Source organism: Aeromonas jandaei, from assembly GCF_037890695.1.
GTDB classification, from domain to species: Bacteria; Pseudomonadota; Gammaproteobacteria; order Enterobacterales; family Aeromonadaceae; genus Aeromonas; species Aeromonas jandaei.
The window spans coordinates 4,040,315-4,064,485 of record NZ_CP149571.1 but is presented as its reverse complement, the minus strand read 5'-3'; the positions used below and the strand labels follow the sequence as shown (position 1 = coordinate 4,064,485).

Below are 24,171 nucleotides of genomic sequence, written 5' to 3'. Positions count from 1 at the left end.
TTTCATCGAACCCGCCGTGCGCGATAAGGGCGCAAGGAGTGGGTCACGCTGGATCAGGCGATCCGCTCGATGCGTGCCAGATAGAAACCGTCGAAACCGGTGGCCGCCGGACTCACGGTGTGATCACCAAGCAGGCGGAAGTTTTCGTTGGCTGCGAGGAACTTGTCCACCTGTTGGCGGTTCTCCTCGGGCAGGATAGAGCAGGTAGCGTAAACCAGCATGCCGCCCACTTTCACCATCTGGCTGTAGCGCTGCAGGATCTCTTCCTGCAGGGCGACCAGCACCGGCAGACGCTCGGCGGTATCGCGCCACTTGGCATCCGGATTGCGCTTGAGCACGCCAAGACCGGAGCAGGGGACGTCCAGCAGCAGGCGATCTGCGCTCTCTTTGAGGCGCTTGACGGTCTTGCTGCTGGTGATGACCCGGGTCTCCACGTTGTGGGCACCGGCGCGGCGGGCACGCTGCTTGAGGTTCTCCAGCTTCCACTCTTCCACATCCATCGCCAGCAGGCGGCCTTTGCCTTTCATCATGGCGGCCAGATGCAGGGTCTTGCCACCGGCACCGGCGCAGGCGTCGATCACCCGCATGCCGGGCGCGACGTCGAGTGCGGCAGCAATGTGCTGGGAGCCGGCATCCTGTTGCTCGAACCAGCCGTCGGCAAAGGCGTTGGTGCGAAACAGGGCAGCATCGGAAGTGACTTCCAGAGCGCTCTCAACCCCTGCTACCGGCACAGTGTTGACCTGCTCTTTCGCCAGAGCGGCCTGCAGCTCCTCGCGGGTGCACTTGAGGGTGTTGACCCGCAGGTAGCGCTTGGGCATGGCGGTCAGGGCGGCACGCTCGGCCGGCCAGGCTTCGCCCAGCTGCTCGCTGCCGAGTTTTTCCAGCCAGGTCGGGCAGCCATCCATCAGCACCGGGTTCTTTTTGGCTTCGTTCAGGCGGCGACGGAACGCCTCTTCGTTGAAGCGATCCAGGGTCGGGTGGTTGGGCTGGGGGATCTTGTGGAAAGCGTGCCAGCTGTGCAGCAGCGGCCAGACGTTCTTCTCGGCCTGACGCACCTGAATACCGGTCAGGGCGCAGTAGAGGCTCAGGCGACGCAGCAGGTCGCCGGTGACCAGGGCAATCCTTGCCTGTTCTTGCGGTTTGAGTTCGATGCCGGAGAAGTGACGGGCATAGGCGCGATCCAGGGGGAGACCCTGACCCAGCACGTCATCAACAATGGCAACGACCAGATCCCCGAAACGGGGCAACAGTGGGGATTTGAGCATGAGATTAACCTTGGCCAGATAAAGATGAATCACCCCGGTAGCGGGATGATTCTGAAACAGACAAACGGCGCAATGATAGGTGGAAGGGGGATGCGGTGCAAGGTGGATATTCGGCGAGCCATGTGGGGCTGGGCCATACTTGCAGCGATAACAATAGAGCATGGAGGCGCTATGAAGTATGGTCTGACCCTGTTTATCTCCTGCCTGGCAATGCCGGTGCTGGCATCACCGGAGTGGTTGTTTCAGGATGCAAAAACTGCTGCAAACGTCGCTTTTGATGTGAGGGCCGATGAGGTGAAGGTGGTAGTGCCAGAACCCCCTTTCGCTACGGGGGAGTTGCCATCTTCTCTTAGTCTGCCGCTGACCGATGGCCGTATCGTCACCTTCTCGCTGCATCCCAACGCCCTGTTGCCACCTGCGCTGGCACTGCGTTACCCCGCCATCAAAACCTATTCGGGCAGCGCCGCAGACGATCCCCGAAGCAGCGGTCGCTTTGACCTGACGCCACAGGGGTTTCACGGCATGTTCACCTATCGGGGGAAGACCTTCTACATAGACCCGCTTTTTGATGGCACCTCGTACGCCGTTTATACCCAGCAGGAGAGTTGGCGCCGGCTGGATGATGATGAAGTGCTCTCGTCGCAGCTTGGGGCGCAGGCCGCCCGCTCGGTGCTGGTCAGCGGCAACCAGCGCAAGCGCTATACCATCGCTATCTCGGCGACCGGGGAATATACCCAGTTTCACGGTGGCACCAAAGCCGCCGCGCTGGCCGCCATTGCCACCCTGCTTAACCGAGTCAACGAGGTCTATCGCCGCGATGTAGGGGCCGAGTTTCAGTTGGCTGCGGATACGGACAAGGTGATCTTTACCGATCCGGCCACCGATCCCTTCACCAATTCCACTCAGGATCTGACCATCAACCAGACCCAGCAAGCCTTGCTGCTAAGCTCTGGTTTCGATGTGGGTCACGTATTGACCACTTCGGGAGGCGGGCTGGCTACACTCGGGGCGCTCTGCAACCCCTTTAGCCGGTCTCAGGGGATGACGGGGAGCCCGCAGCCGACGGGCGATGCCTTCTATATCGACTATGTGGCTCATGAACTGGGCCATCAGATGGGGGCGGAGCACTCTTTCAACGGCACATCGGGCAGCTGTGGTAGCGGGCGTGAGGCAAGCTCGGCCTGGGAGCCTGGCAGCGGTTCCTCCATCATGGCGTATGCCGGGATCTGTGGAGATGAAGATCTGCAGAGCAACAGCTCTCCTTTCTTTCACAGCAAGTCGATAGAGCAGATCCGCACCAAGATGGCCTCGCAGCCATCTTGTGGAACCAATCTGGTGCTCTCCAACAATGCCCCGGTCGTGGATGCTGGCGTGGATCGGGTGATTCCCGCCAACACCGCTTTCACCCTGAGCGGCAGTGCGGTGGATCTTGATGGCAACCCGCTGAGCTACAGCTGGGAGGAGCTCGATCTCGGCACTGCATCTACCGGAGCTGCCACCATGGTGGATGACGGTTCACGCCCGCTGTTTCGCATGTTGTCGCCAACCCAATCCCCCAGCCGCAGCTTGCCTGCGATGAGTTCACTCATTGCGGGTGTGCTTGCCAGGGGTGAGGCCTGGCCAACCACTAGTCGTGACCTTCACTTTCGCCTTGCGGTGCGTGATGGCCAAGGGGCTGTCAGCAGCGACGAGATGGTAGTACAAGTGGTCAACACCGGGGCCATTTTCGCCATCACGGCTCCCCTTGCTGGCAAGATGGTTGCTGGTGCAACCCAGACGTTGAGCTGGAATGTGGCGGGAACGAATCAGGCGCCTATCAACTGTCAGAAAGTGGATGTGGCCCTGACCCAGGATAGCGGCAGCAACTGGACTACGCTGGTGGCCGGTGTACCGAATAGTGGCTCGGCCAGCATTACTTTGCCAACACCTTTGGCGAGCGGGGCCTTGCTGCGGCTCTCTTGCAGCGACAATATCTTTTTTGCTCTCAATGCGGCGACGCGGGCGAGCTCAGCTTCCGATAGTTCGACAGGAAGCACTACCACTGTCAGCTCTGGTAGTTCTGGCGGTGGGGGAGGTGGCGGCAGTGTTGATCCGCTTTGGCTGGTGCTGATGGCAGGAGGTCTTTTATGGCGCAGACGTTGCGCGTAGCGGCTGGTTTGCTGCTGATCTACATATCGGGTTGTCATGCCATACCTGATGGGGCCGAACAGGCGGTCGAGCAGAGCCTCAAAGTGCAGGATTATCGGCTTATCGTACGGGCAGGGCGGGGCGGCAGTGCGCCCGGCATCGCCGAGAGTGAGCAGGCGCAGGCAAAAAGTCGTTGCGGAGTGCGTTATCTGACAGGATTCGCCGATGTGATCACTCCGGGCAAGGAGGGGGAATATGCCAGGCTGGAAGCCTATGCCACGGACTATAACCGGCGCATGTTGCCGCACTGTCAAAAGTCACAAAAGTAGGGTTAGCCCATCATAGAGTGGACGGGGGAGGCGAGAGCCTCCCCCGTTCGTTATGGCTTGTCACCGGCAAAAGGGCAGCGCACAATGCCTGCAATCATTCTCTTGATGGTCGTGGAACCATTATTTATTTGAAGGAAAATCAAGATGATGGATGTTGCTGATCTGCGCCGGGAGTATACCCGTGGCGGGCTGCATCGGGCCGATCTGCCCGCCGAGCCCCTCGAGCTGTTCGAGAAGTGGCTGGCACAGGCCTGCGAAGCCAAACTGACCGATCCCACCGCCATGGTGGTTGCCACCGTGGATGCCGATGGCCAGCCGTGGCAGCGTACCGTGCTGCTCAAACACTACGACACCCAGGGGATGGTCTTCTACACCAACATGGGCAGTCGCAAGGCGCATCAGCTGGAGGGGAATCCCCGTATCAGTCTGCTCTTTCCCTGGCACACCCTCGACCGTCAGGTGCATGTGACCGGTCGGGTGGAGAAGATGAGCACCTTCGAGGTGATGAAGTACTTCCACAGCCGTCCCAAGGATAGCCAGATCGCCGCCTGGGTCTCCAAACAGTCGACCCGCATCTCGGCGCGCGGTGTGCTGGAGGCCAAGTTTCTCGAGCTCAAACAGAAGTTTGCCAACGGCGAAGTGCCGCTGCCGAGCTTCTGGGGTGGCTTTCGGGTGGTGATCGAGACGGTCGAATTCTGGCAGGGGGGTGAACACCGTCTGCACGACCGTTTCTACTACACCCGTGAAGGGGATGGCTGGCATATCGAGCGTCTGGCTCCCTGAGCGGTTTCTCAAATCTGTTTTTCACAAGGAGTGTGCATGCGTCTGCATGGTGATCTGCGCTCCGGCAACTGCTACAAGGCGTGGTTGCTGGCGCGCTGGCTTGAACTGCCCCTCGAGTGGGTGGCGGTCGATATTGCAGCGGGGGAGACTCAAACCCCCGATTTTCTGGCGATGAACCCTAATGGCAAGATCCCGGTACTGGAACTTGCTCCCGGCGATCTGCTGGCCGAATCCAATGCCATCCTCTTCTATCTGGCGCAGGGCTCGTCTTTGTGGCCGACCGATCCACGCCAGCAGGCCGACGTGCTCAAATGGATGTTCTTCGAGCAGTACAGCCATGAGCCCTATATTGCGGTGGCCCGTTTTATCGTCCGTTATTTGGGGCGGCCCGAGTCGCAGGAGGCGCGGCTCGACGGGCTGAAGGCCGGTGGCGAGAAGGCGCTGGCGGTGATGGAACAACAACTGAAAAAGAGCCCCTATCTGTGCGGCGAGGCGCCGACCATCGCCGATATCGCCCTCTACGCCTACACCCATGTGGCGGAGGAGGGGATCTTCTCCCTGCAGGGGTGGCCCGCCATTCGTGACTGGATTGCCCGCATCGAGGCGCATCCTCATCACATGAGCCTGCCAGCGGCCTGTCAGGCGGGCTGATGGAGCTGTTGATCGAGGGGAGCCTGTGGCAACCCCACTGGAACGAGGTAGTGGGCCACTGGCAGCAGCAGGGCCATCGCTGGCAGCTGCTCTTGGGCAAGGAGGCTGCCGCCACCCTTGATCACCACTATGCCCCTTGGGCAGGTCTGACCCCTGATGGCGTGATCTGTCCCGGCGCCCTGCTGGCCGCCTGGCTTGATGGGGATTTGTTGCCGCAACACCACGCCGATCCTACCCAGCAGATCCTTCTCAGTGGTTCAGCTTCCTTGCTGACGCTGGCCCGGGAGCAGGGACTGCTCACGCTGGGGGCGGTTGGCGCCGATCTGACGCTGGATGCACATGCGGATCTGGGCGCTCTGCTCAATCGTCTGCTTGCACGCCGCCTGCGGATACCCTCTTTACGGGAACAAGATTGCGATGCTCCACTGCAACTGCGGGCTCTACGCGCCGAGGATGAACAAGAGATCGTGCGCTATTGCAGCGATGAGGCGATCGCCCGCTACACCCTCAATATTCCCCACCCCTATCCACCGGAGGGGGCCCGCGACTGGCTGGCCCTATGCTGGCGCAGAGCGGCGCTTGGCCTTGGCTGGAGCTGGGCCATCACCTTGCCGCAAGGGGAGGTAGAAGCGCCCCTTGTCGGCGTTATTTCGCTGCACTGGAATGGCGAGCTGGCCTGGTGGGTCGGTGTCCCCTGGCAGGGTCGTGGCATTGCCACCCGGGCGGCCAGACTGGTCAAGGCATTTGCATTTGACCCGCTGCATCTGCCCGCCATCACGGCTCGCCATATGCCGCTGAATCTGGCCTCTGGCCGGGTGATGGCCAAGCTTGGCATGGTTGAACAGGGGCTGCGTCTGATTGATGGCCATCAGCCGTGCGAGGTGCGCTACTGGCGGCTGGATCGCCGTCCAGCCCTGACCGGAGCGTTGCAGCAGGCGCTGGCCAGATGGCAGCCGGATGAGCGGATCGCGGTAGTGATCCTCTGCGATCCTGCTGTGTGCGAAGCGACGCTGCCAGTTATCTCCCTCTTTCTGGCCGACATGGATGCTGACGAGGCTCGGCTATTTACTGATCCGCAGCTGGAGGCCGAGGGATATCAGCTGCACTGCTATCCCCTCTCCCGACTGGAGGTAGCAGAGCCCGAGCTGTTCCACCATGCTGGCGGCGTGCTGCTAAAGGATGAGGGGGATATGGGGCTGGAGTGGTTGCTGCAATTCGCGGCACTGCTGCGCCAAGGGCCCACTCTGCTGACGCTGACAGAGCGGCGCGAGCGGCTGGGCTGGATCATCCGGCTACTTGCCGAGGGGGATGGATTGACGGCTGAGAGCGCGCTTCCCCTGCGCCATCGACTGATGAGGCTGCTGGTGGAGTTGCCGGAGCTGATGGATGAACTGGATGGCTGCTGGCATCTGGGGCCGGAGCTGACGTTTGCGCGGCTGGCACGGGAGTCCCCCTCCTTGCTGAATGCCTATCAGAGGGTGCTGGCCCAGCCTGCACCGGACAACTGGCGAGCCTTGCGAGAGCAGTTTGCCGATCGTTTTCCTGAGTGCACCCTCCCATTTCTGGACAAAGGTGCTCAGGAGCAGAGGCAGTTTGTGGAATAATGGCCGCTCTGCTGTACGAGGAGTAATACCTGATGTTGAGAACCGAGCGCCCCGGTGACATGCTGCCGGTCTATGAGCTGGTCACTGCCGCTTTTGGCCGCACCGATGAGGCCGAGCTGGTCAACCGTCTGCGCGAGTGTGGTGCCGCCGTGGTGACCATGGTCGAAGAGGAAGAGTACGAGTTCATGGGCCACCTGATGCTAAGCCCGATCACCATTAACGGTGTCGAGGGGCCCTGGCTTGGGCTGGCACCGGTTGCGGTGCATCCTGATTGGCAGGGGCAGGGGATTGGCTCCGATCTCATCCGTGAAGGGCTGGATACTGCGCTCGAGATGGACTGGAAAGGGGTGGTGGTGCTCGGCGATCCGGCCTACTACAGTCGCTTCGGTTTCCGTCCCGCCAGCGAATTTGGCCTGCGCTGCATCTACGAGGTGCCGGCAGAGTGCTTTATGGCGATGGAGCTGCAGCCGGGTGGTCTTGCCAATGTGGCGGGCGAGGTGCTCTACCATCCTCTCTTTGACGAGTTGCCCGACGAGGTGGCGGAAGGATCTCACTGATAGCAAAAAGCCCTCATGAAGAGGGCTTTTTCATTAGCGGATGTTGGTCTGTCAGGCAGTGATATCGAGCAGGGAGCCCTTGGGCTTCTCTTCACCGACCATACTGCCCATCTGCTGGCCGAGCGGGCTCTGCTGGAATTGCAGGTAGTCGCTCAGGTTCTGCTGGCGCTGGTAGCGGTTGGCTGCCTGATAGACGTCACTGGCGCTCGGGCCGCTATTTTCGTTGCTCTCTGTATCGCTGGCTTCCATATAGCGTTCGACTACCGCCTTGTTCTGCTGCGCAGCCGAGTAGGAAACTGCCATGGTGCGGCGGGCAGTTGCCTGATCCTCACGCTGACTTTCAACCTCGTCTTTCTTGTCCAGCACCTTGTTTTGCGCCTGATTGATCTGCTCCGGTGTGACCTCGGGATAAGAGGAGTATTTGCCGTAATCGGGGCGCATGATGGGCATGGAGGCTGAGTTGATTTGCATGATCGCTTCTCTGACTGATCGGGAACCTGCTCATAATACTAGCTCTCCGCTGGTCAATAAAACACCAGATGAAGAGCCGTCAAGATCCGGTTCAGCTTCGCAAATCGTCTGTGACAGAGGGGGGAGGTGAACAGTGTGGGGGAAGTGGTTGCTGCCATTGAAAAAATGCCCGCTCCGGCGGTGCCGGAGCGGGCCAAAGTAATCACGCAGCGGTGATCACAGGCAAGTCGTAATTGACCAGTTCAGCGCGGGTTGGTGCGCCATCGGCGCCTGGACGGCTGACCACGATGGCGGCCACCAGATTGCCGAGGCGAACCGCCTCTGCCAACGGCAGGCCGCTGGCGAGCCCCATCAGGGTGCCGCCGCCGTGGGCATCGCCCGCCCCGACGGTATCGCAGAGAGTCACCGCAACGGGATGTACCCGCTGGCATTGACCATCCGGGGTGCCGACCAGTGCACCCTCTTTATCTTCCCGCACAATAAGAGCAGCCCTGTGCTGCTGGCAGAAGCTGGCTACAGTTGCTGCGCTGGCGGGGGCCCCCAGCAGCACGGCCGCCTCTTCACGATTGAGAGAGAAGAGGGCGCCACGGGCCAGCAGAGCGGCAATCTCGTCAGCGCTCAGATCACCGATGCGGGGACCCGGATCGATGAACGGTGTGATGCGCTCGGGCAGCTGGAGCAACCACTCCAGCAGCGGAGCCCCCTGGGTACCGGTCAGCTCGTAGCCGGAGGCATAGACCCAACCTGTGCCTGCGGGTAGCAGACGACTCAGCGCCGCGGTATCCCAGTACTGCTCGCACCCCTCCACCGTGATGAAGGTACGCTCGCCATCGGGCTCGACCAGTGCCAGACACCAGCCATTGTCGTGAGCCGGATCGCGCAACTGGACTGGTAGCGACTCCGCTGCCATCGCTGCTTCCACCGCCGTTCCCCAGCTGCCCTGACCGACAGTAATACCGTTGATCACCGGGGCGCCGAGCCGTGCGAGGGCGCGAGCCACGTTGAAGGCGCAGCCACCAATCTGGCGGCCGCTCTCGCGGGCGACTTCATCGCCGCCCGAGACGGGGAGGCGGTTCATCTCCAGCATCACGTCGCCAAAGGCGGCGCCAATCACCATGACCGGCATGGTCGGAACGGGCGGAGTCATCTCAGACGCTCCTCATGCGGGGCAGCAGCAGGGCATAGAGCACCAGACTGACGGCAAACGAGACAAACAGACCGAGGCTGGAGTCGGCAAAGACGCCGATGGCCAACGGGCCGTCGATAAAGCCGGTCTTGGTGACCATCAGGCCGCTGATGGAGCCGGCGAGCCAGCAGAGCAGCGGCCCTTTGCGCACCCCGGTATCACCGTAGAGAGCCAGATAGTCGTAACCCTGATGACGGCGCAGCGCCAGATAATCGAGGATGAAGATGGCAGCCCAGGAGGCCAGGAAGAGGCCGCAGAAGATCAGGAAGGCGATAAAGGGGCCAAGGAAGTCGCCGGAGACAAACAGCACGTAGAGCGCGACGCCGACGACCAGCACGGCATCCAGCATGACGGCGTGGGACTGGCGCAGCTTGACCCCCATGCTCAGCAGGTTGAGGCTGGCGGAGTAGAGGCTCAGCACGGCGATGGTGACGATACCGGCAACCGCGGCGGCCAGATAGGGAATCGCCATCCAGGCCGGCAGCAGCTTGCCGATGGCCGCGATGGGGTTCTCGGTAGAGGCGAGATCGGGGATCTGGGCGGTGAGCAGAATACCGGCGAACATCAGCAGGATGAGGGGCAGGGAGGCGCCCACCACCACGGATGAGAAGATGGTGCCGGGGCGTGATTTTTCGCTCTGGTCGCGGCTGTAGTCGGCGCCGGCGATGGCCCAGCTGATGCCGGTACCGGCGGCAATCACCGACACGGCGGGCAGGAAGCCGGTCAGCCAGTCACCGGAGGGGAGCGCCATGATCACCTGCCAGTTGGCGTTGGCCATCAGATAGAGCACTACGATCAGGGTCATCACCCCGAAGGTGCGGGTGATCCACTTCTGCATCATCAGCACGGTATTTTGCCCCAGCAGCGAGACCACCACAGTCAGGCCGCCAAAGAGCAGCAGGGAGAGGGCGGTGATCCAGTGGGACTCCGCCAGCCCCGTGGCGGCAAACAGTGCCGCCAGCGTCAGGGTACCGGTGACCAGATTGACCGCTTCCCAGCCCATCAGGTTGATCCAGCAGAAGGCGGTGGGGGCGATATTGCCCCGTTTGCCAAAGCAGATGCGGGAGAGGGTGAGGGTGGTGGTGCGGCCGCGCTTGCCCGCCATGCTGGTGATCCCTACCAGCGCGAAGGAGGCGACCCCGGCAATCGCCGCCAGCAGCGATTGCCAGAAGGAGAGACCAAAGGAGACCACCACGGCGCCGTAGACGACCCCCAGAATGCCGATATTGGCGGCACACCAGACGAAGAAGAGCTCCACCGGTTGCTTGGTTCGCTCGTGGGGAGGGATGAGATCGATGCCGCTGGAAGCCTGTTCCGGCTGCATCTCGGTTGCTTGCTGGCTCATAGTCATACGTCCTGTTGCCGATAGTGAGCAAGGGCTTCGGCATAGGGGCCGAAGTCAATCCGGTTTGCTTGATCAATCAGTTGGCGCGCTGCCAGCGGCAGGGCCGAGATGCCGCTGAGGGCACCGCAGATGGCGGTGGCCATGGCACCTATGGTGTCGGTATCGCCACCGAGGTTGGCGCACAGCTGGGCGCAGAGCATGGGATCCCCTTCGGAGAGCTCCACTATGCCCAGTGCGGCGGGGATAGATTCAATCACATCCATGCCGGAACCGATCAGGTCATAGATATCGTCCAGACCCGATTCGATGGTCGGTGCCTTGTCGACAGCGGTGAAGGCGAGTTCGATGCGGCGGCCAAGGGAGGCGCTGAAGGTGGAAGCAAAACGGCTCTGCACCTCTTGCGCGAGGGGGGGCAGTTCGGTACGAATGGTTGCCCACTTGGCCCCTTCGATGGCGCGGCTGATGGCCCAGGCAATCACCACTGAACCAGCGATGGCGATATCCGACTTGTGGGTCGGCACGCAAGCAAGGCGCACGGCCTCGATAAAGGCCTCCTTGTCGCTGGTCGGCATCAGGCAGCCGATGGGGGCGATACGCATCGGGGCGCCGTTGGTCACCCCGTTGGCCTGGATCTCCTCAAGGGGGATCCCCTGCTGCAGGGCGATAAGGGCTCCCTTGGAGGTCGGGCCCAGAATATTTTTGCTAAAGGCGTCGATCCCCTCGGCCCACTTCATGATGTGGCGGGCGATGGTCAGTGGTTTGATCTCCCCCTGCTCCTCGATGATGGCATCCATAAGGGCAACCATCTGGCTGGTATCATCGGTAAACTGGCCGCGCACGAATTCGTTGGCGGCGATGTTTTCCTCGGGGCCGTCGAGGAAGTCATGGATCCAGCCGAAGAAGGCACGCACCTTCTCGCGGGACCAGAGCTCCGATGGCATGCCAAAGGCATCGCCCACCGCTTGTCCATAGAGACAACCCAGAATACGCTGCTGTAGAAGTGAGGTAGAGCTTGATGGGGTCATGACGATATCGATCACCTTTTTGTGTAGTCCAGTTGCAGTCCAGTGGGTATTATACACATCCAGTGCCAGTCCAGTGTGAACCATAACGCATTTTAAAGTAAAGTGGACTGGACCCATTTGTTTATGTTTTTGCATCTTTAGACGAGAGCGCCATGCAGAGAGAGAGTGCTGAACACCTGTTTGACGAGTTGAAACAACGGCTGGCCTGTGCAGGGGATGAGCCGCTCTATCTCATTCTGGCGCAGGGGCTGCAGCAGGCTATCGAGCGCAAACTGCTGCCCCACGGCTGCGTGCTCCCCTCCGAGCGTCAGCTCTCCGACAGCCTCGCCCTCTCCCGGGCCACCGTGGTCAAGGGGATCTCCCTGCTGGCGGAGCAGGGGTTGGTGATCAAGCAGCAGGGCAAGGGCACCGTCGTGCACGCTCCGTTTACCTACAATCTGGCCGGTGGCAGCTTTACCGCCCAGCTGAGCCAGCTCGGGGCGCTGAGCGATCGCTGGCTGGCGCGCGAGCTGGTGGCCGCCAGCGCCGAGCAGGCCGCCCTGATGGGGGTGGCTGAGGGCACCGAGATCGCCAAGATCCGCCGGGTACGCTGCGTCAACGATGACCCCACCTCCATCGAGACCACCTATATTCCTCGTCAGTTCCTGCCCCGTCCCGATCTGCTGGAGGGCTCGCTCTACGCCCACTGGCGTGAGGAGGGGATTGAACCCGTTGCCCAGCAGTACCAGATCCGCCGGCAGGTGCCGAGCCAGACCGAGAGCGCCATGCTGGGATTGCCGGTTGGCATGCCGGTGCTGGCCGTGATGCAGCGCAGCTACACGGCGCTGGGGGAGCTGCTCGAGGTAAGCCAGAGCCTCTGCCGTGGCGATAGCTACAGCTTTACCTTCAACAGCGGCGCCATTCCCGGCTGAACCGTTGGGCACATAGCAATAAAAAAGGCGCCATAAGGCGCCTTTTTATCGTTCAGTCATCACTGGATCAGTTGAAGAACCAGTACCCGCGGTTGACCAGTCGGGTCAGCAGTTGCAGGAAACCGGCCTGATCGGCCAGCTCCACCATGTCGGCCTGAGTGATGATGTCCTTGTCGCACAGCAGGGAAATGGCGGCCGCATCTTCGCTCTGCAGAGTCCAGGCTTCCCCATCGATATAGCACTGCTGGCTTTCGCCGCTGAACCAGACGCTGCGCAGGCCCGGTACCTTGATGGCTGGCTCTCCCTGGGTCAGCAGGTCGGCTACCTCCTCGGCGCTGTAGTCCGGCTCGACCGGATTGACGTCCAGATCGTGCTTGGCCTCGGAGATCATGGTGCCGAACCACTCCTTGAACAGGGTCTCGTCATCGAGGGCCTGTTGCATCAGCTCGCGCAGACGGTGCAGCTCGTGGGGCTGGATCTCGCCGTGACGGGCACGGGGCTTGAGATCGGCATCGCCGTAACGCTCGGTACGCACCTCGTTGTCGATCAGGTGATCGGCAAAGGAGGAGATAAGCGCCTTGGCATCTGGCGCGCGGAAGCCCACCGAGAAGTTCATGGAGGGCTCGATGGCGTAGCCTTCGTGGGGGAATCCGGGCGGAATGTAGAGGATGTCGCCCGGCTCCATGATGACGTCAATGATCGCCTCGAACGGCTCGCAGTGCAGCAGGGCTGCGTGGGCGGCAAACTCGTTGAGCGGCTTGGCATCGCCAACCCGCCAGTGACGCTTGCCGATACCCTGGGTGATGAACACGTCGTAGTTGTCGATGTGGGGGCCGACACCCGCGTGAGGGGTGGAGAAGCTCACCATCACATCGTCAAAGCGCCAGCCCGGAATGAACTGGAACGGCACCGCCAGCTCGTTCACTTCGGGGGCCCAGTGGTTGCAAGCCTGTACCAGAATGGTCCAGTTCTCTTCGCCCAGATGGTCATAGGATTCGAAGGGGCCGTGGGCCGCATCCCACTTGCCGTCGAAACGGGTGACCAGACGGGACTCTACCACCTCTTCCATGGCCAGACCCGCCAGCTCATCCGGGCTGATGGGATCCTGAAAGTCTTTGAAGCCACCCTTGATAAGGAGCGGGCGCTTCTGCCAGTAGTGCTCGAGGAAGTGAGCGATATCCAGATTGAGTTCGTACATAGATCTTCTCGTCAAAGGGTTCGACAAAGGTCAGGAGAGGTCTTGCCAGAGGCGGCTGCCGGCCTCGGGCAAGCCCTCTTGCAAACCGTGTATAGGGTGCCACATAAAATAACCGGGGCCCTGTTGCAGATCATGCACAGGGCCCCGGTAGTGTCATTTATCCGCTTATTTCAGCAGATCAACCAGACGCTGGGCGTCACCGATGTAGTTGGCCGGGGTCAGCTTCTTCAGCTCAACCTTGACCGCTTCCGGCAACTCCAGGGTGTCGATAAAGGTACGCATCCCTTCGGCATCGACGCGGCGGCCACGGGTCAGCTCCTTGAGCTTCTCGTAGGGCTTCTCGATACCGTAGCGGCGCATCACGGTCTGGATCGGCTCGGCCAGCACTTCCCAGTTGGCATCCAAGTCGGCAGCCATGGCGGCGTCGTTGGCTTCCAGCTTGGAGATACCCTTGAGGGTGGACTGATAGGCGATAAGGGAATAGCCGATGGCAACGCCCAGATTGCGCAGTACGGTCGAGTCGGTCAGATCCCGCTGCCAGCGGGAGATGGGCAGCTTGCTCGCCAGATGCTGGAACACGGCGTTGGCCAGACCCAGATTGCCTTCGGAGTTCTCGAAGTCGATGGGGTTGACCTTATGCGGCATGGTGGAGGAGCCGATTTCGCCAGCGATGGTGCGCTGCTTGAAGTGGCCCAGGGAGATGTAACCCCACACATCGCGGTCGAAGTCGATCAGGATGGTGTTGAAGCGTGCCATGGCATCGAACAGCTCGGCGATATAGTCGTGCGGCTCGATCTGGGTGGTGTAGGGGTTCCAGGTCAGACCCAGGGAGGTCACGAACTCCTCGGAGAACTGGTGCCAGTCCACTTCCGGATAGGCGCTGATGTGGGCGTTGTAGTTGCCGACTGCGCCGTTGATCTTGCCGAGGATCTCCACCGCCATGATCTGCTTGTACTGGCGCTCCAGACGGTAGGCGACGTTGGCCATCTCCTTGCCCATGGTGCTCGGGGTTGCCGGCTGGCCGTGGGTGCGGGAGAGCAGCGGCATATCGCGGTACTCATGGGCCAGACGCTTGATCTCGCCGATCAGCTTCTCGCAATAAGGCTTGATGACCTCTTCGCGGGCGGTTTTCAGCATCAGACCGTGGGAGTTGTTGTTGATGTCTTCCGAGGTGCAGGCGAAGTGGATGAACTCGCTGACAGCCGCCAGCTCCGGGTTCACTTCGACTTTCTCTTTGAGGAAGTACTCCACCGCTTTCACATCATGGTTGGTGGTGCGCTCGATCTGTTTGATGCGGGCGGCGTCGCTCTCGTTGAAGTTGCTGACGATGCCGTCGAGCAGGGCGTTGGCGGCCGAGCTCAGGGCTGGGACTTCCGGGATCCCGGCGTGGCTGGCCAGTTTCTGCAACCAGCGCACCTCGACTTCAACGCGAAAACGCAGCAGGCCGAATTCGGAGAAGATAGGGCGCAGGGCATCGGCCTTGTCGCCATAACGACCGTCAATCGGGGAAACAGCAGTCAGCGCGGACAGCTCCATGGGGTGAACTCCTGATGATTGGTGTGGGGGATCCGTATTCACTCGCGCGTGGGGCTGAGTCGTCATCAAGGCGGATGTGCGGCTGTTCACCTTGTCCTCCCTCTGCCTGCGCGCAAGCCGATGATTAGTAACGCTTGGCCAGTTCCACCATCTTCTTGCGAGCGAAGATGATCTGGGTGCGGCTGCCACCGAGCTGGCGCCACAGCACCACGGCGCGGATGCCTGCCAGCAGCAGGGCGCGCACCTTGTGCTGCACCAGCGGCTGCTGCAGGAACAGCGGGGTGCCTGCCACCTGAATGCGCGGCCCGATGGGGCTGATAAGGTCGCTGTAGATGCTCGCCATGTTGGCCAGGATCTGCTCGTCGAGCAGATCGAAGTGCTGTTGCTGGCGACCGATCTGACTGATCCGCTCACCCAGCATGTTGAGAATGTCCTTGCGCTTGGCCAGCTTGCGCTCCAGCGCAATCAGGCTCACCACATAGCGGGTCAGCTCGGCATTCTTCTGGCTGCCGTCGGCACCCAGCTGCTCGACCAGCGCACGGTAGCCGTCGCGAATGGCCAGATGGGTGTTGTTGAACACCTCGAGGGGGTGGCTCGGGTTGGTCACCAGAATGCTGGAGAGGCTCTCGCGCAGGGCGGCCTCGTCACAGCTGCCGTCGCGGGCCACCTTCTGGACCAGCGCGGCCGCCTGGCAGATGCCGGCAAAGGCCATGGTTCTGTCTTGGAATTTATCGCTCACGTATGCTGCCTTCTGCTATTGGCTCAAACCGGATGGCTGAAACGCTGTTCGATGATGCCGCCACCCAGACACACTTCCCCGTCGTAGAAAACGGCGGACTGGCCCGGGGTTACCGCAGCCTGTTTCTCGTCGAAGATGACCCGGATGGTCTCGTCGTCGATGGGCTGGATCAGGCAGGGAATATCCTGCTGGCGGTAGCGGGTCTTGACGGTGCAGCGACGCGGCTCGCGAATGGGGGTGCGATCCACCCAGTGCAATTGGCTGGCAATCAAACCATCGGAGTAGAGGCGGGGATGTTCGCCCTGCGCCACCACCAGTACGTTGCGTTCGACCTCTTTGTCGACCACATACCAGGCCTCTTCGGTGGCATCTTTGCGCCCGCCAATACCAAGCCCCTTGCGCTGGCCCAGAGTGTGATACATCAGACCCTGATGCTCGCCGATCACCTTGCCATCCACGGTCTCGATCTTACCGGGCTGGGCGGGCAGGAACTTGGCCAGGAAGTCCTTGAACTTGCGCTCGCCGATAAAGCAGATACCGGTGGAGTCTTTCTTCTTGGCGGTGATGAGATCCAGCTGCTCGGCGATGCGGCGCACCTCCGGCTTCTCCAGATCGCCAACCGGGAACAGGCTCTGACCCACTTGCTTCTCGCTCAGGGTGTAGAGGAAGTAGCTCTGATCCTTGTTGGTATCGAGACCGCGCAGCAGGCGCGGGCGGCCGGTGCTGTCGTCACGGCGCACATAGTGGCCGGTGGCGATGTAGGTGGCTCCCAGCTCTTCGGCAGCAAATTCGAGGAATGCCTTGAACTTGATCTCCTTGTTGCACAGGATATCGGGGTTTGGCGTGCGGCCAGCCTTGTACTCTTCGAGGAAGTGCTCGAACACATTGTCCCAGTACTCGGCCGCGAAGTTGATGGTGTGGAGTTTCATCCCCAGCTTGTCGCAGACGGCCTTGGCATCAGCCAAATCCTGGGCGGCAGAGCAGTACTCGTCCGTGTCGTCTTCTTCCCAGTTCTTCATGAACAAGCCTTCGACCTGATAGCCCTGCTGCTGGAGCAGGTAGGCCGAGACGGAAGAATCCACGCCGCCGGACATGCCGACGATCACCTTGATTTGGCTGTTGTCTGTCATTAGTCGAAGTTACCAGTTCGTTTAAACGGGGCGTATTCTACCAGAGTTTTGCGCCCCCGGTCACATCTCCATACCACTGTCCCCATCAGGAACCTTGCGGCAGGAAATCGTTTTTCTTGTGGCGATTGCCAGCGGATGCCTGCTCTGTCCCTAGCTCTGGATAAAGGCCTTGAGCGCCGAGAGCGGCAGGCGTGTTCCCGCCAGATAATCCTCGATGCACTGCCATACCAAGGGGCTTCTCAGGGCCGGTTTGCACTCGGCGATCTCCTCCAGGGTGAGCCAGTGGCAGGCGAGGATATCGCCGTCAGGATCCTCTGGATGGTGCTGACCCGGCGCTTTTTCAAGGTCGAAGATGATGGCGGTGCGCACATAGGTGGCCTCGCTGTCGGCCGGTTTGTAGAGATAGGTGCCAAGCCAGGCGGTGGGCGTGGCGGTCAGTCCCGTCTCCTCTTTCAGCTCGCGGCAGGCGGCGGTGAGCAGATCTTCACCGGCCTCCACATGGCCGGCGGGCTGGTTGAAGCGGCGCTGGCCTTTTATCTCCTCTTCCACCACCAGAAAGCGGCCCTGCCACTGCACCAGCGCGGCGACGGTCAATCTGGCTTGCATGCGCTCGTGCGGCGTTTTCTCCTGCGATGCAGGAAGGTTATCGCTCATAAGGACTCCTTGTCTCGTTACCGGTTTGGCCCCGGCCGAAGCAGGGGCTCGATTCAGCGCTGTTCTTTAGTGTTCGATTGCCAGCAGGCTGCACGTTATTCCGAGGGTTTGCTGCGGGCCGGTCGGCGCGCGGTGCCACGGCCACTGCTGCGATTGGCCGGGCGCGGGCTCGCGTCGCGACTGTCGCGCCCCTGACCCTGACCATGGGGGCTTCGGGTCGGTTGGGCAGAGCGCGGATTGTTGCTGCCCGAGCCCTGACTGCGCGGTTTGTTTGGCGTCTGTGCCCTGCGCGGGGCTGGCGCCAACTCGGGTGCGGGCAGGGCGCGGCTCTCGCCGGGGGCCAGTCCATCTAACGTCCAGTCACCGATGGCGTAGCGAATAAGGCGCAGGGTGGGGTGGCCGATATGGGCGGTCATCCGCCGTACCTGCCGGTTGCGCCCCTCCACTATCTTGATCTCCAGCCAGCAGGTGGGGATCTCCTTGCGCTCGCGAATGGGCGGATTGCGCGGCCACACCGCAGGTTCATCCATGATGCGCGCCCCGGCAGGCAGGGTCATGCCATCGTTGAGCTCGACACCGGCGCGCAGGGCGGCCAGTTGCTCCTCGCTCGGGATGCCTTCTACCTGTACCCAGTAGGTTTTGGGGGTCTTCTCCCCCGGCTGGGTGAGGCGCGCCTGCAGCTTGCCATCGTTGGTGAGCAGCAACAGCCCCTCGCTGTCGCGGTCAAGCCGGCCTGCGGCGTAGATGCCGGGCTCTTTGATGTAATCCTTGAGGGTCTCGCGGCCCGCCTCGTCGGTGAACTGGCAGAGCACCATATAGGGCTTGTTCAGCAGCAGCAGCTTGCGATCCTCGGGGGCCCGCTCCGGCTTGCGCGCCGCAACGTGGCGGGATTCGGCTGGCCGGGCAGCAGAGCGGGGGGCGCCATCGCGGGCGGGACGGTTTGGCAGCGAGAGTCGGGAGCGGGCAGATTTCATCGGATAGCGGATTGGCAAGTGGGAATGGCAGCGAGTGTACCACAGGGGGCTGACGGCAGGATGAATGGGAGGTGTCGGTAAAGAGAGCCCAGGAAAATTGGCAGCTTTCGGCCGAGGGTCAACCGAGCAGGTTTTCAATCACGATGGCTTGTCTGGCGGGGGCCGAGCTTGCTTGCAGCAGGGCGCCGCTTATCACTTCGTCCATCAGGGCGCGGGCCAGCCGGGTGAGGGGAAGCAGGGTGTCGCGCCCGCAGCCGGTCGGCACCGCCAGCAAAATGATGGTCTGCACCGGCCCGAGCTGCGAGCCCCACTCGATGGGGGCCGGGCTGCTGAGCAGGCTGAGGGCAGGCTGGCTTATCCCCTCGCAAAGCACGTGGGGCATGGCGAGGCCCGGGCAGATGATGGTGGCGGCGATCTGCTCGCGCCGACTGATCGCCTCCTCCAGCGCGGCTCTGTCGCTGACCAGCTCGGCGGGCAGCAGGTCGATCAGGTGTTCGAGCGCCTCGCTCTTGGTCAGGAGGGCGGGACTGTGAGCCAGCTGGCGCAGGGCGAAGTGGTAGTTGGGCAGGGCGCTTGCCAGACGGAGCTCGGCCAGCGCGGCGCTGGCGGGGCGCACCAGCGGCTGACCCAGCTCGCCGCACCAGCAGGTGAAGGCCATATGGGCCAGCTCGGCGTCGTTGCCCTCGATCTGCAACTGGCAGAGATCGCCGGGCTGGGTGGCGAGGGTGAGCAGGGAGAGCTGATTGCTGGCGATAACCGTCTGGCGCCGGGTGAGGTTGGCGCAGCGAATGCAGGATTTGAACATCCCCGCCAGCCGGCTCAGCTGCTTGGTGCGGGCAATGCTCATCCCCTGATGGCAGTAGAAGGTGATCTCGCGGCTTAGCATCAGCTGGGCCGGGGCAGTGATCTCAGCACCGCCTGTGCATCGAGCAGTACGGTTTCGAGGCTCACCCGATGGATGGGGCAGCCGAGGAAACGCTCCTTCTGCTCGATGTCGATGTCGGAGGCGATCAGCACCAGATCGGCGCTGGCGATGTCGCGGGCGGTGAGGGAGTTCTCCATCCCCATGGCGCCCTGGGTTTCGACCTTGATCTTGAGACCGAGGGCGGCGGCGGCTTTTTGCAGCGCTTCGGCTGCCATATAGGTGTGGGCGATGCCGGTCGGGCAGGCGGTGACGGCAATGATCTTCATTGGCTCTGAACTGTGCGAAACGGGGGGCCAACAAGATAACGCCGGCGGGGATTTTTTGCCAAAAGCCCCGGCCAAAAGTGGGATCTCGATAGGGCTTTGGGCCGCAAAAATGGCGCAAAAGGGCCACTTGAGTATTTAGTTTGGCTAAACAAAAAGGGCTACCCGTGTGGGTAGCCCTGAACAATCTGCGTCTGTTGTTATGATTATCAGGCGGTCTGGGTCGCCAGTTCGGCGGCTTTCAGCTCGCGCTTGATGCGGCGGATCTTGCGCTCTTCGGCAATCGCCACGCAGGCCATCAGCACCAGACAGGCGGCTGCGGCCATGTCCAGCGCCGCGAAGGTGCCGGTTCCAGCCGGTCAGGCCGAAGATGGGGGTGCCGTCGGCAATCATGCCCAGACCCAGTTTGGCGAAGCTGTCACCAATCAGGTAGGCGAAGGTGCCCTTGACGCCATCGGCCACACTGATGCCCTGCTTGGGTACGAAGCCCACGGCGGCAACGCCGATCAGCAGTTGCGGACCGAACACCAGGAAGCCCAGGGTGAACAGGGAGCCCAGGAACATGAACTGGGTGGTGGCGTGCTGGTAGAGACCCAGAGTCGCGATGATGAGCGCCAGTGCCACGCAAGCCACCAGACCACGACGGCCGTTGGCCAGATCGGAGAGGTAGCCCCACATCAGGGTGCCGACCAGAGCGCCCACTTCGAAGAAGGTAAAGCCCTGAATGGCCACGTCTTTGGAGAAGCCCAGCTCCTGGTGGGCATAGACGGTGAACCACTGGTCGATACCGATACGCACCACGTAGAGGAAGATGTTGGCAAAGCAGAGCAGCCAGATCACCTTGTTCAGCAGCACGTACTTCACGAAGATCTGCCACTTGGTCAGCTTCTGCTCCTCGGTGGCGATATCCTCTTCGCTCGCCACTTCGTCAAACAGCTCTTCCACCTTGCCAAGGCCGTAGGCTTCCGGCGAATCGCTACCAAAGCGCAGGCCGATAAAGCCGACGATCAGCGCAATGATGGAGGGGAAGATGAACATGCCGAGCACGTGGCCATCGAACAGGTAGTTGGCACCGAACAGCGCCACACCGGCCGCACCGGCACCGCCCACGTTGTGGGAGAGGTTCCACATACCGAGATAGGTGCCGCGCTTGTTGCGGGGAGTCCACTTGGTGATGGTGGAGTAGCTGCAGGAGCCGCCACAGCTCTGGAAGAAGCCGCTCAGGGCGTAGAAGAAGATCATGAAGTAGAGGCTGAAACCGGTGCCGCCCATGCTGGCACTGAAGCCCAGCATGCAGAGTGCGGAGAGGATGAGCATCAGTGGCAGGAACTGCTTGGTGTTCTTGCCGTCGGCATAGTAGGAGACGATGGTCTTGCCCACCCCGTAGGTGATGGAGAAGCCAAGGCCGATCATGCCGAGCTCGGTCATGGAGAGACCGTAGGACTGGATCATGTCATTCTGCGCAATGTTGAAGTTCTTGCGGATCAGATACATGGTCAGATAGCCAATAAATACAACCAGATAGGATTGCATAAACGGCTTGAACCAGAGTTTGCGCCGGGCTTCTACCGGCAGGTCGAGGGTGGGAACCCGGACCTGTTCGAGAAATTTCAACATTTTCGTTCATCCTCTGCGAGATAGACGCTATTCCGCCGCGCCCCTTGCGTTGTTGTGCAGTTATGGGAGGTCACGCCACGGAAAGGGGGCAAAAGGGTGGCCGGCTGGCCTGCTTCTGCCCGTGTAAACCCGGGCCCGCTGCCGAAGGACGGGGCATGTCGCCCGTCGTGGTGCGGGTCACGACATCAGGTGGGGTGACTCTAATCAGAGGGGCAATAAATGGCTTGAGAGCCATCCCTAGGGCAATTAGGAAAATTTCCTAGTTTTTGCGATTTCGCGGGCAAAGCGTGAGTGCAATCACAGAGCTGACCCGGAATTGGCGATATTTCCGCCGGTATCCAGGTGAGAGGAGAGGGAATGGCGCGGCAAACGCGGCGCTGCTTTGGCGTGGCAAGAGAGGGCGCGATAAAGAGGGTGTTGAGGCCGGCAAGGAAAAAGACAGGAAAAAGCAGAGGCCACCCCGGGGTGGCCTCATTGTTATGGTTCGCGAGCGTGAGCAGCTCGGGGAGGAGGAACTCAGGCCGCCTTGGCCAGGGTTACCTCGTCACTCTTTTTTACCCGCAGCTTTTTCAGGGCAACCGCGACCACGCCGGTGACGATGGCACCGCAGATCATGCAGAGCAGGGCCAGCAGCGGCTTGTTGACGGCACCCAGCAGAGCCACGATGGGGCCACCGTGGGCAACGCTGTTGGTGATGCCCAGCAGGAAGGCCATCACAGCAGCAGTCATGCTGCCCAGCACGTTGGCCGGAATGACGGCCAGCGGATCACGGGCGGCGAACGGAATCGCACCTTCGGAGATACCCACCAGACCCATGGCACCAGCGGCTTTGCCCGCTTCGATCTCGGACTCGTCAAAGATGCCGAGCTTGCGACCAAGTACGGTAGCCAGCGACATGCCAAGGGGCGCAGCCGGGATGGCGCAAGCCATGGCACCCATGAACTGGGTCTGACCGGAGGCGATCATGCCGACGGAGAAGAGGAAGGCCACCTTGTTGACCGGGCCACCCATATCAAAGCCGGCCATACCACCCAGCACGATACCCAGCAGCACCAGACTGCCACCGCTCATGGAGAGCAGCATGGCGTTGAGGCCAGTCATCATGTCGGCAATCGGGGCGCCGATGATGAAGATAAAGACCGCAGCGATAAAGAGCGAACCGACGATGGGAGCGATCAGGATCGGCACCAGCGGTTGCACCATCTTGTGGTACTGACGGGTGGCAATCCAGCGCACCAGATAGCCGACCAACAGGCCCGCAATGATGGCACCGATAAAGCCGGTACCGGCATCAGCGCCGTAGAAGCTGCCGTTGTTGGCGATCCAGCCGCCGATAAAGCCCGGTGCCAGTGCCGGACGATCACCGATGGCGTAGGCGATATAGCCCGCCAGAATGGGGATCATCAGGGTGAAGGCGGCCACGCCCACGTTGAGGATCTGGTTCCACATGCTCCCTTCCGGGATCTGCATGCCGCTCGGAGTCGGGTTGCCGCCGATGGCCAGTGACAGGGCGATAAGCAGACCACCGGTCACCACGAACGGGATCATGTGCGATACGCCGTTCATCAGGTAGCGATAGAGATCCGAGCTGCCGCCGCTGGCGCGCTTCTCGTCACCCTTCTTCTCATCCTTGTCCGCCACATAGGCGGGGGCTTTCAGGGCCTGCTCAATCAGACCCTTGCCATCCTTGATGGGGGCTTTTACGCCGGTCTTGATGAGGGGTTTGCCAGCGAAGCGGGCCATGTCCACCTGCTTATCACAGGCCACCACGATGGCGGCGGCGCGGGCGATCTCGTCTGCGGTCGGGCTGTTCTTGACGCCGATGGAGCCGTTGGTCTCCACCTTCACCTCATACCCCAGCTCCTTGGCGGCGCGCTCCAGCGATTCGGCCGCCAGATAGGTGTGGGCGATACCGGCCGGGCAGCCGGTGACACCGATGATCAGCCCCTTGTTGGCCGCAGGTGCGGCAGCCGCTTCCTCTTTCTTGGCCAGCAGCAGTGCCAGCGCATCGGCCGGGGTTTTGGCTGCCAGCAGGGCATCGATAAAGCCCTCTTCAATCAGCTTGGCGGAGAGCTCGGCCAGCACCTCGATATGGTGGTTGGCGCCACCGGCAGGGGAGGCAATCATGAAGAACAGCTTGGACGGCTTGCCATCTTCGGCGCCGTAGTCGATGCCGTTGCGGCTGATGCCGATGGCGACTGCCGGGGTGCTGACCGCCGCACTCTTGGCGTGGGGCAGGGCAACACCCTCTTCAAAGCCGGTGTTGTCCAGCTCTTCACGGGCCCACAGATCCTTGACGAACTGCTGCTCGTCGCTGACCTTGCCTTGCGCGACCAGCAGGCGGGCCATCTCGGTGAAGACCTCTTCCTTGGCGGTAGCTTTCAAATCGAGATTGATCAGATGTTCATTGATCAAGGTGGTTATCATGGCGCTCTCCCCGCTCCGTTGCCGGAGCCTGTTGGCATGCCGCCCTTGCAGGCCGGCATGCAGACAAAATTGACCCGACTATTATCGCGCCGGGGCAGAGGTCACCCTATCGGACAAATGTGCGAATAACTGGATTTTTGTGCGCCATCACCTTGAGTGTGACCCTGATCGCAAAGCTGAAGAGCTGCTGAGACGGGGGAAGATTGAATCACTCATATTTTTATTGATGATTAAAATCAATCAGTTGTGTTTTGTCGTGGTTCAGCGCCTTGGCCGTGTGGTGATTTTTTACTCAGAGAATGGGAGTGCTCTTCCTATAAATTTGTGAGGTGAAAAACGGCGGTGGGATGTGAGCCAACGCACAGAAATGGCCCCGCTGGCGGGAAGCGAGGGGCGGACGCAGGGGAGGCGTGAGCAGAGCAAGCTGGAGAAATGAGTTGCGCCATCGGTGCCA

At 61.4% G+C, this 24,171-nt stretch carries 21 protein-coding genes and 1 pseudogene; 7 read left to right on the top strand and 15 right to left on the bottom strand.

The genetic code is table 11. The annotated features are described in order from the left end of the window. Nucleotides 1–53: 53 nt before the first annotated feature. Nucleotides 54–1,265, bottom strand: a complete 1,212-nt coding sequence (locus tag WE862_RS19070) for an RsmB/NOP family class I SAM-dependent RNA methyltransferase (RefSeq protein WP_042031537.1) — start codon at nt 1,263–1,265, stop codon at nt 54–56. A gap of 171 nt (nt 1,266–1,436) precedes the next feature. Here WE862_RS19070 and WE862_RS19065 point away from each other — a divergent pair, with 171 nt between their 5' ends. From WE862_RS19065 to WE862_RS19040, 6 genes are all read left to right on the top strand, one after another. Further along, the gene (locus tag WE862_RS19065) at nt 1,437–3,413 is read left to right on the top strand and encodes a reprolysin-like metallopeptidase (protein ID WP_042031536.1); all 1,977 of its coding nucleotides are present in this window, start codon (nt 1,437–1,439) and stop codon (nt 3,411–3,413) included. Next, on the top strand, nt 3,404–3,721 hold the full coding sequence (locus WE862_RS19060; RefSeq protein WP_042031629.1) for a hypothetical protein: 318 nt from the start codon (nt 3,404–3,406) through the stop codon (nt 3,719–3,721). The genes WE862_RS19065 and WE862_RS19060 overlap by 10 nt, the downstream gene beginning before the upstream one ends. 144 nt (nt 3,722–3,865) lie before the next feature. After that, a complete protein-coding gene (gene pdxH / locus WE862_RS19055) occupies nt 3,866–4,504 on the top strand; it encodes a pyridoxamine 5'-phosphate oxidase (protein WP_041208889.1) in 639 nt (212 codons plus the stop codon). Between the two features lie 36 nt (nt 4,505–4,540). Next, the gene (locus WE862_RS19050) at nt 4,541–5,155 is read left to right on the top strand and encodes a glutathione S-transferase family protein (protein WP_042031535.1); all 615 of its coding nucleotides are present in this window, start codon (nt 4,541–4,543) and stop codon (nt 5,153–5,155) included. Then, a complete protein-coding gene (locus WE862_RS19045; RefSeq protein ID WP_042031534.1) occupies nt 5,155–6,759 on the top strand; it encodes a GNAT family N-acetyltransferase in 1,605 nt (534 codons plus the stop codon). Before WE862_RS19050 ends, WE862_RS19045 begins: the two co-directional genes overlap by 1 nt. A 32-nt stretch (nt 6,760–6,791) precedes the next feature. After that, nucleotides 6,792–7,316, top strand: coding sequence for a GNAT family N-acetyltransferase (locus tag WE862_RS19040; protein ID WP_042031533.1), 525 nt, complete (start codon nt 6,792–6,794; stop codon nt 7,314–7,316). Between the two features lie 51 nt (nt 7,317–7,367). Here the strand turns inward: WE862_RS19040 and WE862_RS19035 are convergent, their stop codons facing one another. From WE862_RS19035 to WE862_RS19020, 4 genes are all read right to left on the bottom strand, one after another. Continuing rightward, nucleotides 7,368–7,787 carry a hypothetical protein gene (locus tag WE862_RS19035; protein WP_042031532.1) on the bottom strand — a complete coding sequence of 140 codons (420 nt, stop codon included), beginning with the start codon at nt 7,785–7,787 and terminating at the stop codon, nt 7,368–7,370. A 202-nt stretch (nt 7,788–7,989) separates the two neighbouring features. Next, on the bottom strand, nt 7,990–8,934 hold the full coding sequence (locus WE862_RS19030) for a PfkB family carbohydrate kinase (RefSeq protein WP_042031531.1): 945 nt from the start codon (nt 8,932–8,934) through the stop codon (nt 7,990–7,992). A 1-nt stretch (nt 8,935) separates the two neighbouring features. Beyond that, the gene (locus WE862_RS19025) at nt 8,936–10,318 is read right to left on the bottom strand and encodes a purine-cytosine permease family protein (protein ID WP_042031530.1); all 1,383 of its coding nucleotides are present in this window, start codon (nt 10,316–10,318) and stop codon (nt 8,936–8,938) included. 2 nt (nt 10,319–10,320) lie between these two features. Beyond that, the gene (locus WE862_RS19020) at nt 10,321–11,343 is read right to left on the bottom strand and encodes an ADP-ribosylglycohydrolase family protein (protein ID WP_042031529.1); all 1,023 of its coding nucleotides are present in this window, start codon (nt 11,341–11,343) and stop codon (nt 10,321–10,323) included. A gap of 152 nt (nt 11,344–11,495) precedes the next feature. Between WE862_RS19020 and WE862_RS19015 the strand changes: the two genes are divergently transcribed. Continuing rightward, nucleotides 11,496–12,254 (top strand): GntR family transcriptional regulator, encoded by a 759-nt coding sequence (locus WE862_RS19015; RefSeq protein WP_042031528.1) that lies wholly within the window; start codon nt 11,496–11,498, stop codon nt 12,252–12,254. Nucleotides 12,255–12,321: 67 nt separating this feature from the next. Here WE862_RS19015 and WE862_RS19010 read toward each other — a convergent pair whose 3' ends face one another. The 10 genes and pseudogenes from WE862_RS19010 to WE862_RS18965 form a co-directional block, all read right to left on the bottom strand. After that, nucleotides 12,322–13,452 (bottom strand): cupin domain-containing protein, encoded by a 1,131-nt coding sequence (locus tag WE862_RS19010; protein ID WP_042031527.1) that lies wholly within the window; start codon nt 13,450–13,452, stop codon nt 12,322–12,324. A 165-nt stretch (nt 13,453–13,617) separates the two neighbouring features. After that, nucleotides 13,618–14,988 (bottom strand): adenylosuccinate lyase, encoded by a 1,371-nt coding sequence (purB, locus tag WE862_RS19005; RefSeq protein ID WP_042031526.1) that lies wholly within the window; start codon nt 14,986–14,988, stop codon nt 13,618–13,620. 124 nt (nt 14,989–15,112) lie between these two features. After that, the gene (hflD, locus tag WE862_RS19000) at nt 15,113–15,727 is read right to left on the bottom strand and encodes a high frequency lysogenization protein HflD (protein ID WP_041208876.1); all 615 of its coding nucleotides are present in this window, start codon (nt 15,725–15,727) and stop codon (nt 15,113–15,115) included. A 23-nt stretch (nt 15,728–15,750) separates the two neighbouring features. Continuing rightward, nucleotides 15,751–16,857, bottom strand: a complete 1,107-nt coding sequence (gene mnmA, locus WE862_RS18995) for a tRNA 2-thiouridine(34) synthase MnmA (RefSeq protein WP_005353619.1) — start codon at nt 16,855–16,857, stop codon at nt 15,751–15,753. Nucleotides 16,858–17,007: 150 nt separating this feature from the next. Continuing rightward, complete coding sequence (locus tag WE862_RS18990) at nt 17,008–17,511, bottom strand: NUDIX hydrolase (RefSeq protein ID WP_005344044.1); 504 nt, start codon at nt 17,509–17,511, stop codon at nt 17,008–17,010. A 95-nt stretch (nt 17,512–17,606) separates the two neighbouring features. After that, nucleotides 17,607–18,485: a 23S rRNA pseudouridine(2457) synthase RluE gene (gene rluE, locus WE862_RS18985; RefSeq protein WP_042031524.1), complete on the bottom strand. Its 879-nt coding sequence runs from the start codon at nt 18,483–18,485 to the stop codon at nt 17,607–17,609. Between the two features lie 118 nt (nt 18,486–18,603). Then, nucleotides 18,604–19,371 (bottom strand): PTS sugar transporter subunit IIA, encoded by a 768-nt coding sequence (locus WE862_RS18980; protein ID WP_042031523.1) that lies wholly within the window; start codon nt 19,369–19,371, stop codon nt 18,604–18,606. Continuing rightward, on the bottom strand, nt 19,371–19,676 hold the full coding sequence (locus tag WE862_RS18975; protein ID WP_042031522.1) for a PTS fructose transporter subunit IIB: 306 nt from the start codon (nt 19,674–19,676) through the stop codon (nt 19,371–19,373). The genes WE862_RS18980 and WE862_RS18975 overlap by 1 nt, the downstream gene beginning before the upstream one ends. Nucleotides 19,677–19,882: 206 nt before the next feature. Continuing rightward, nucleotides 19,883–21,290 (bottom strand): annotated as a pseudogene (gene uhpT, locus WE862_RS18970) (hexose-6-phosphate:phosphate antiporter). Between the two features lie 516 nt (nt 21,291–21,806). Continuing rightward, complete coding sequence (locus WE862_RS18965) at nt 21,807–23,717, bottom strand: PTS fructose transporter subunit IIABC (RefSeq protein WP_042031521.1); 1,911 nt, start codon at nt 23,715–23,717, stop codon at nt 21,807–21,809. Between the last annotated feature and the right edge of the window lie 454 nt (nt 23,718–24,171).

What these genes read in the sequence shown, in the direction of transcription:
- rluE (WP_042031524.1), bottom strand. Translation starts at nt 18,485, where the DNA reads ATGAAATCTGCCCGCTCCCGACTCTCGCTGCCAAACCGTCCCGCCCGC.
- WE862_RS19030 (WP_042031531.1), bottom strand. Translation starts at nt 8,934, where the DNA reads ATGACTCCGCCCGTTCCGACCATGCCGGTCATGGTGATTGGCGCCGCC.
- WE862_RS18975 (WP_042031522.1), bottom strand. Translation starts at nt 19,676, where the DNA reads ATGAAGATCATTGCCGTCACCGCCTGCCCGACCGGCATCGCCCACACC.
- WE862_RS19025 (WP_042031530.1), bottom strand. Translation starts at nt 10,318, where the DNA reads ATGAGCCAGCAAGCAACCGAGATGCAGCCGGAACAGGCTTCCAGCGGC.
- WE862_RS18980 (WP_042031523.1), bottom strand. Translation starts at nt 19,371, where the DNA reads ATGCTAAGCCGCGAGATCACCTTCTACTGCCATCAGGGGATGAGCATT.
- WE862_RS19020 (WP_042031529.1), bottom strand. Translation starts at nt 11,343, where the DNA reads ATGACCCCATCAAGCTCTACCTCACTTCTACAGCAGCGTATTCTGGGT.
- WE862_RS19040 (WP_042031533.1), top strand. Translation starts at nt 6,792, where the DNA reads ATGTTGAGAACCGAGCGCCCCGGTGACATGCTGCCGGTCTATGAGCTG.
- WE862_RS18965 (WP_042031521.1), bottom strand. Translation starts at nt 23,717, where the DNA reads ATGATAACCACCTTGATCAATGAACATCTGATCAATCTCGATTTGAAA.
- WE862_RS18990 (WP_005344044.1), bottom strand. Translation starts at nt 17,511, where the DNA reads ATGAGCGATAACCTTCCTGCATCGCAGGAGAAAACGCCGCACGAGCGC.
- WE862_RS19015 (WP_042031528.1), top strand. Translation starts at nt 11,496, where the DNA reads ATGCAGAGAGAGAGTGCTGAACACCTGTTTGACGAGTTGAAACAACGG.
- purB (WP_042031526.1), bottom strand. Translation starts at nt 14,988, where the DNA reads ATGGAGCTGTCCGCGCTGACTGCTGTTTCCCCGATTGACGGTCGTTAT.
- pdxH (WP_041208889.1), top strand. Translation starts at nt 3,866, where the DNA reads ATGATGGATGTTGCTGATCTGCGCCGGGAGTATACCCGTGGCGGGCTG.
- WE862_RS19070 (WP_042031537.1), bottom strand. Translation starts at nt 1,265, where the DNA reads ATGCTCAAATCCCCACTGTTGCCCCGTTTCGGGGATCTGGTCGTTGCC.
- mnmA (WP_005353619.1), bottom strand. Translation starts at nt 16,857, where the DNA reads ATGACAGACAACAGCCAAATCAAGGTGATCGTCGGCATGTCCGGCGGC.
- WE862_RS19065 (WP_042031536.1), top strand. Translation starts at nt 1,437, where the DNA reads ATGAAGTATGGTCTGACCCTGTTTATCTCCTGCCTGGCAATGCCGGTG.
- WE862_RS19045 (WP_042031534.1), top strand. Translation starts at nt 5,155, where the DNA reads ATGGAGCTGTTGATCGAGGGGAGCCTGTGGCAACCCCACTGGAACGAG.
- WE862_RS19050 (WP_042031535.1), top strand. Translation starts at nt 4,541, where the DNA reads ATGCGTCTGCATGGTGATCTGCGCTCCGGCAACTGCTACAAGGCGTGG.
- WE862_RS19010 (WP_042031527.1), bottom strand. Translation starts at nt 13,452, where the DNA reads ATGTACGAACTCAATCTGGATATCGCTCACTTCCTCGAGCACTACTGG.
- WE862_RS19035 (WP_042031532.1), bottom strand. Translation starts at nt 7,787, where the DNA reads ATGCAAATCAACTCAGCCTCCATGCCCATCATGCGCCCCGATTACGGC.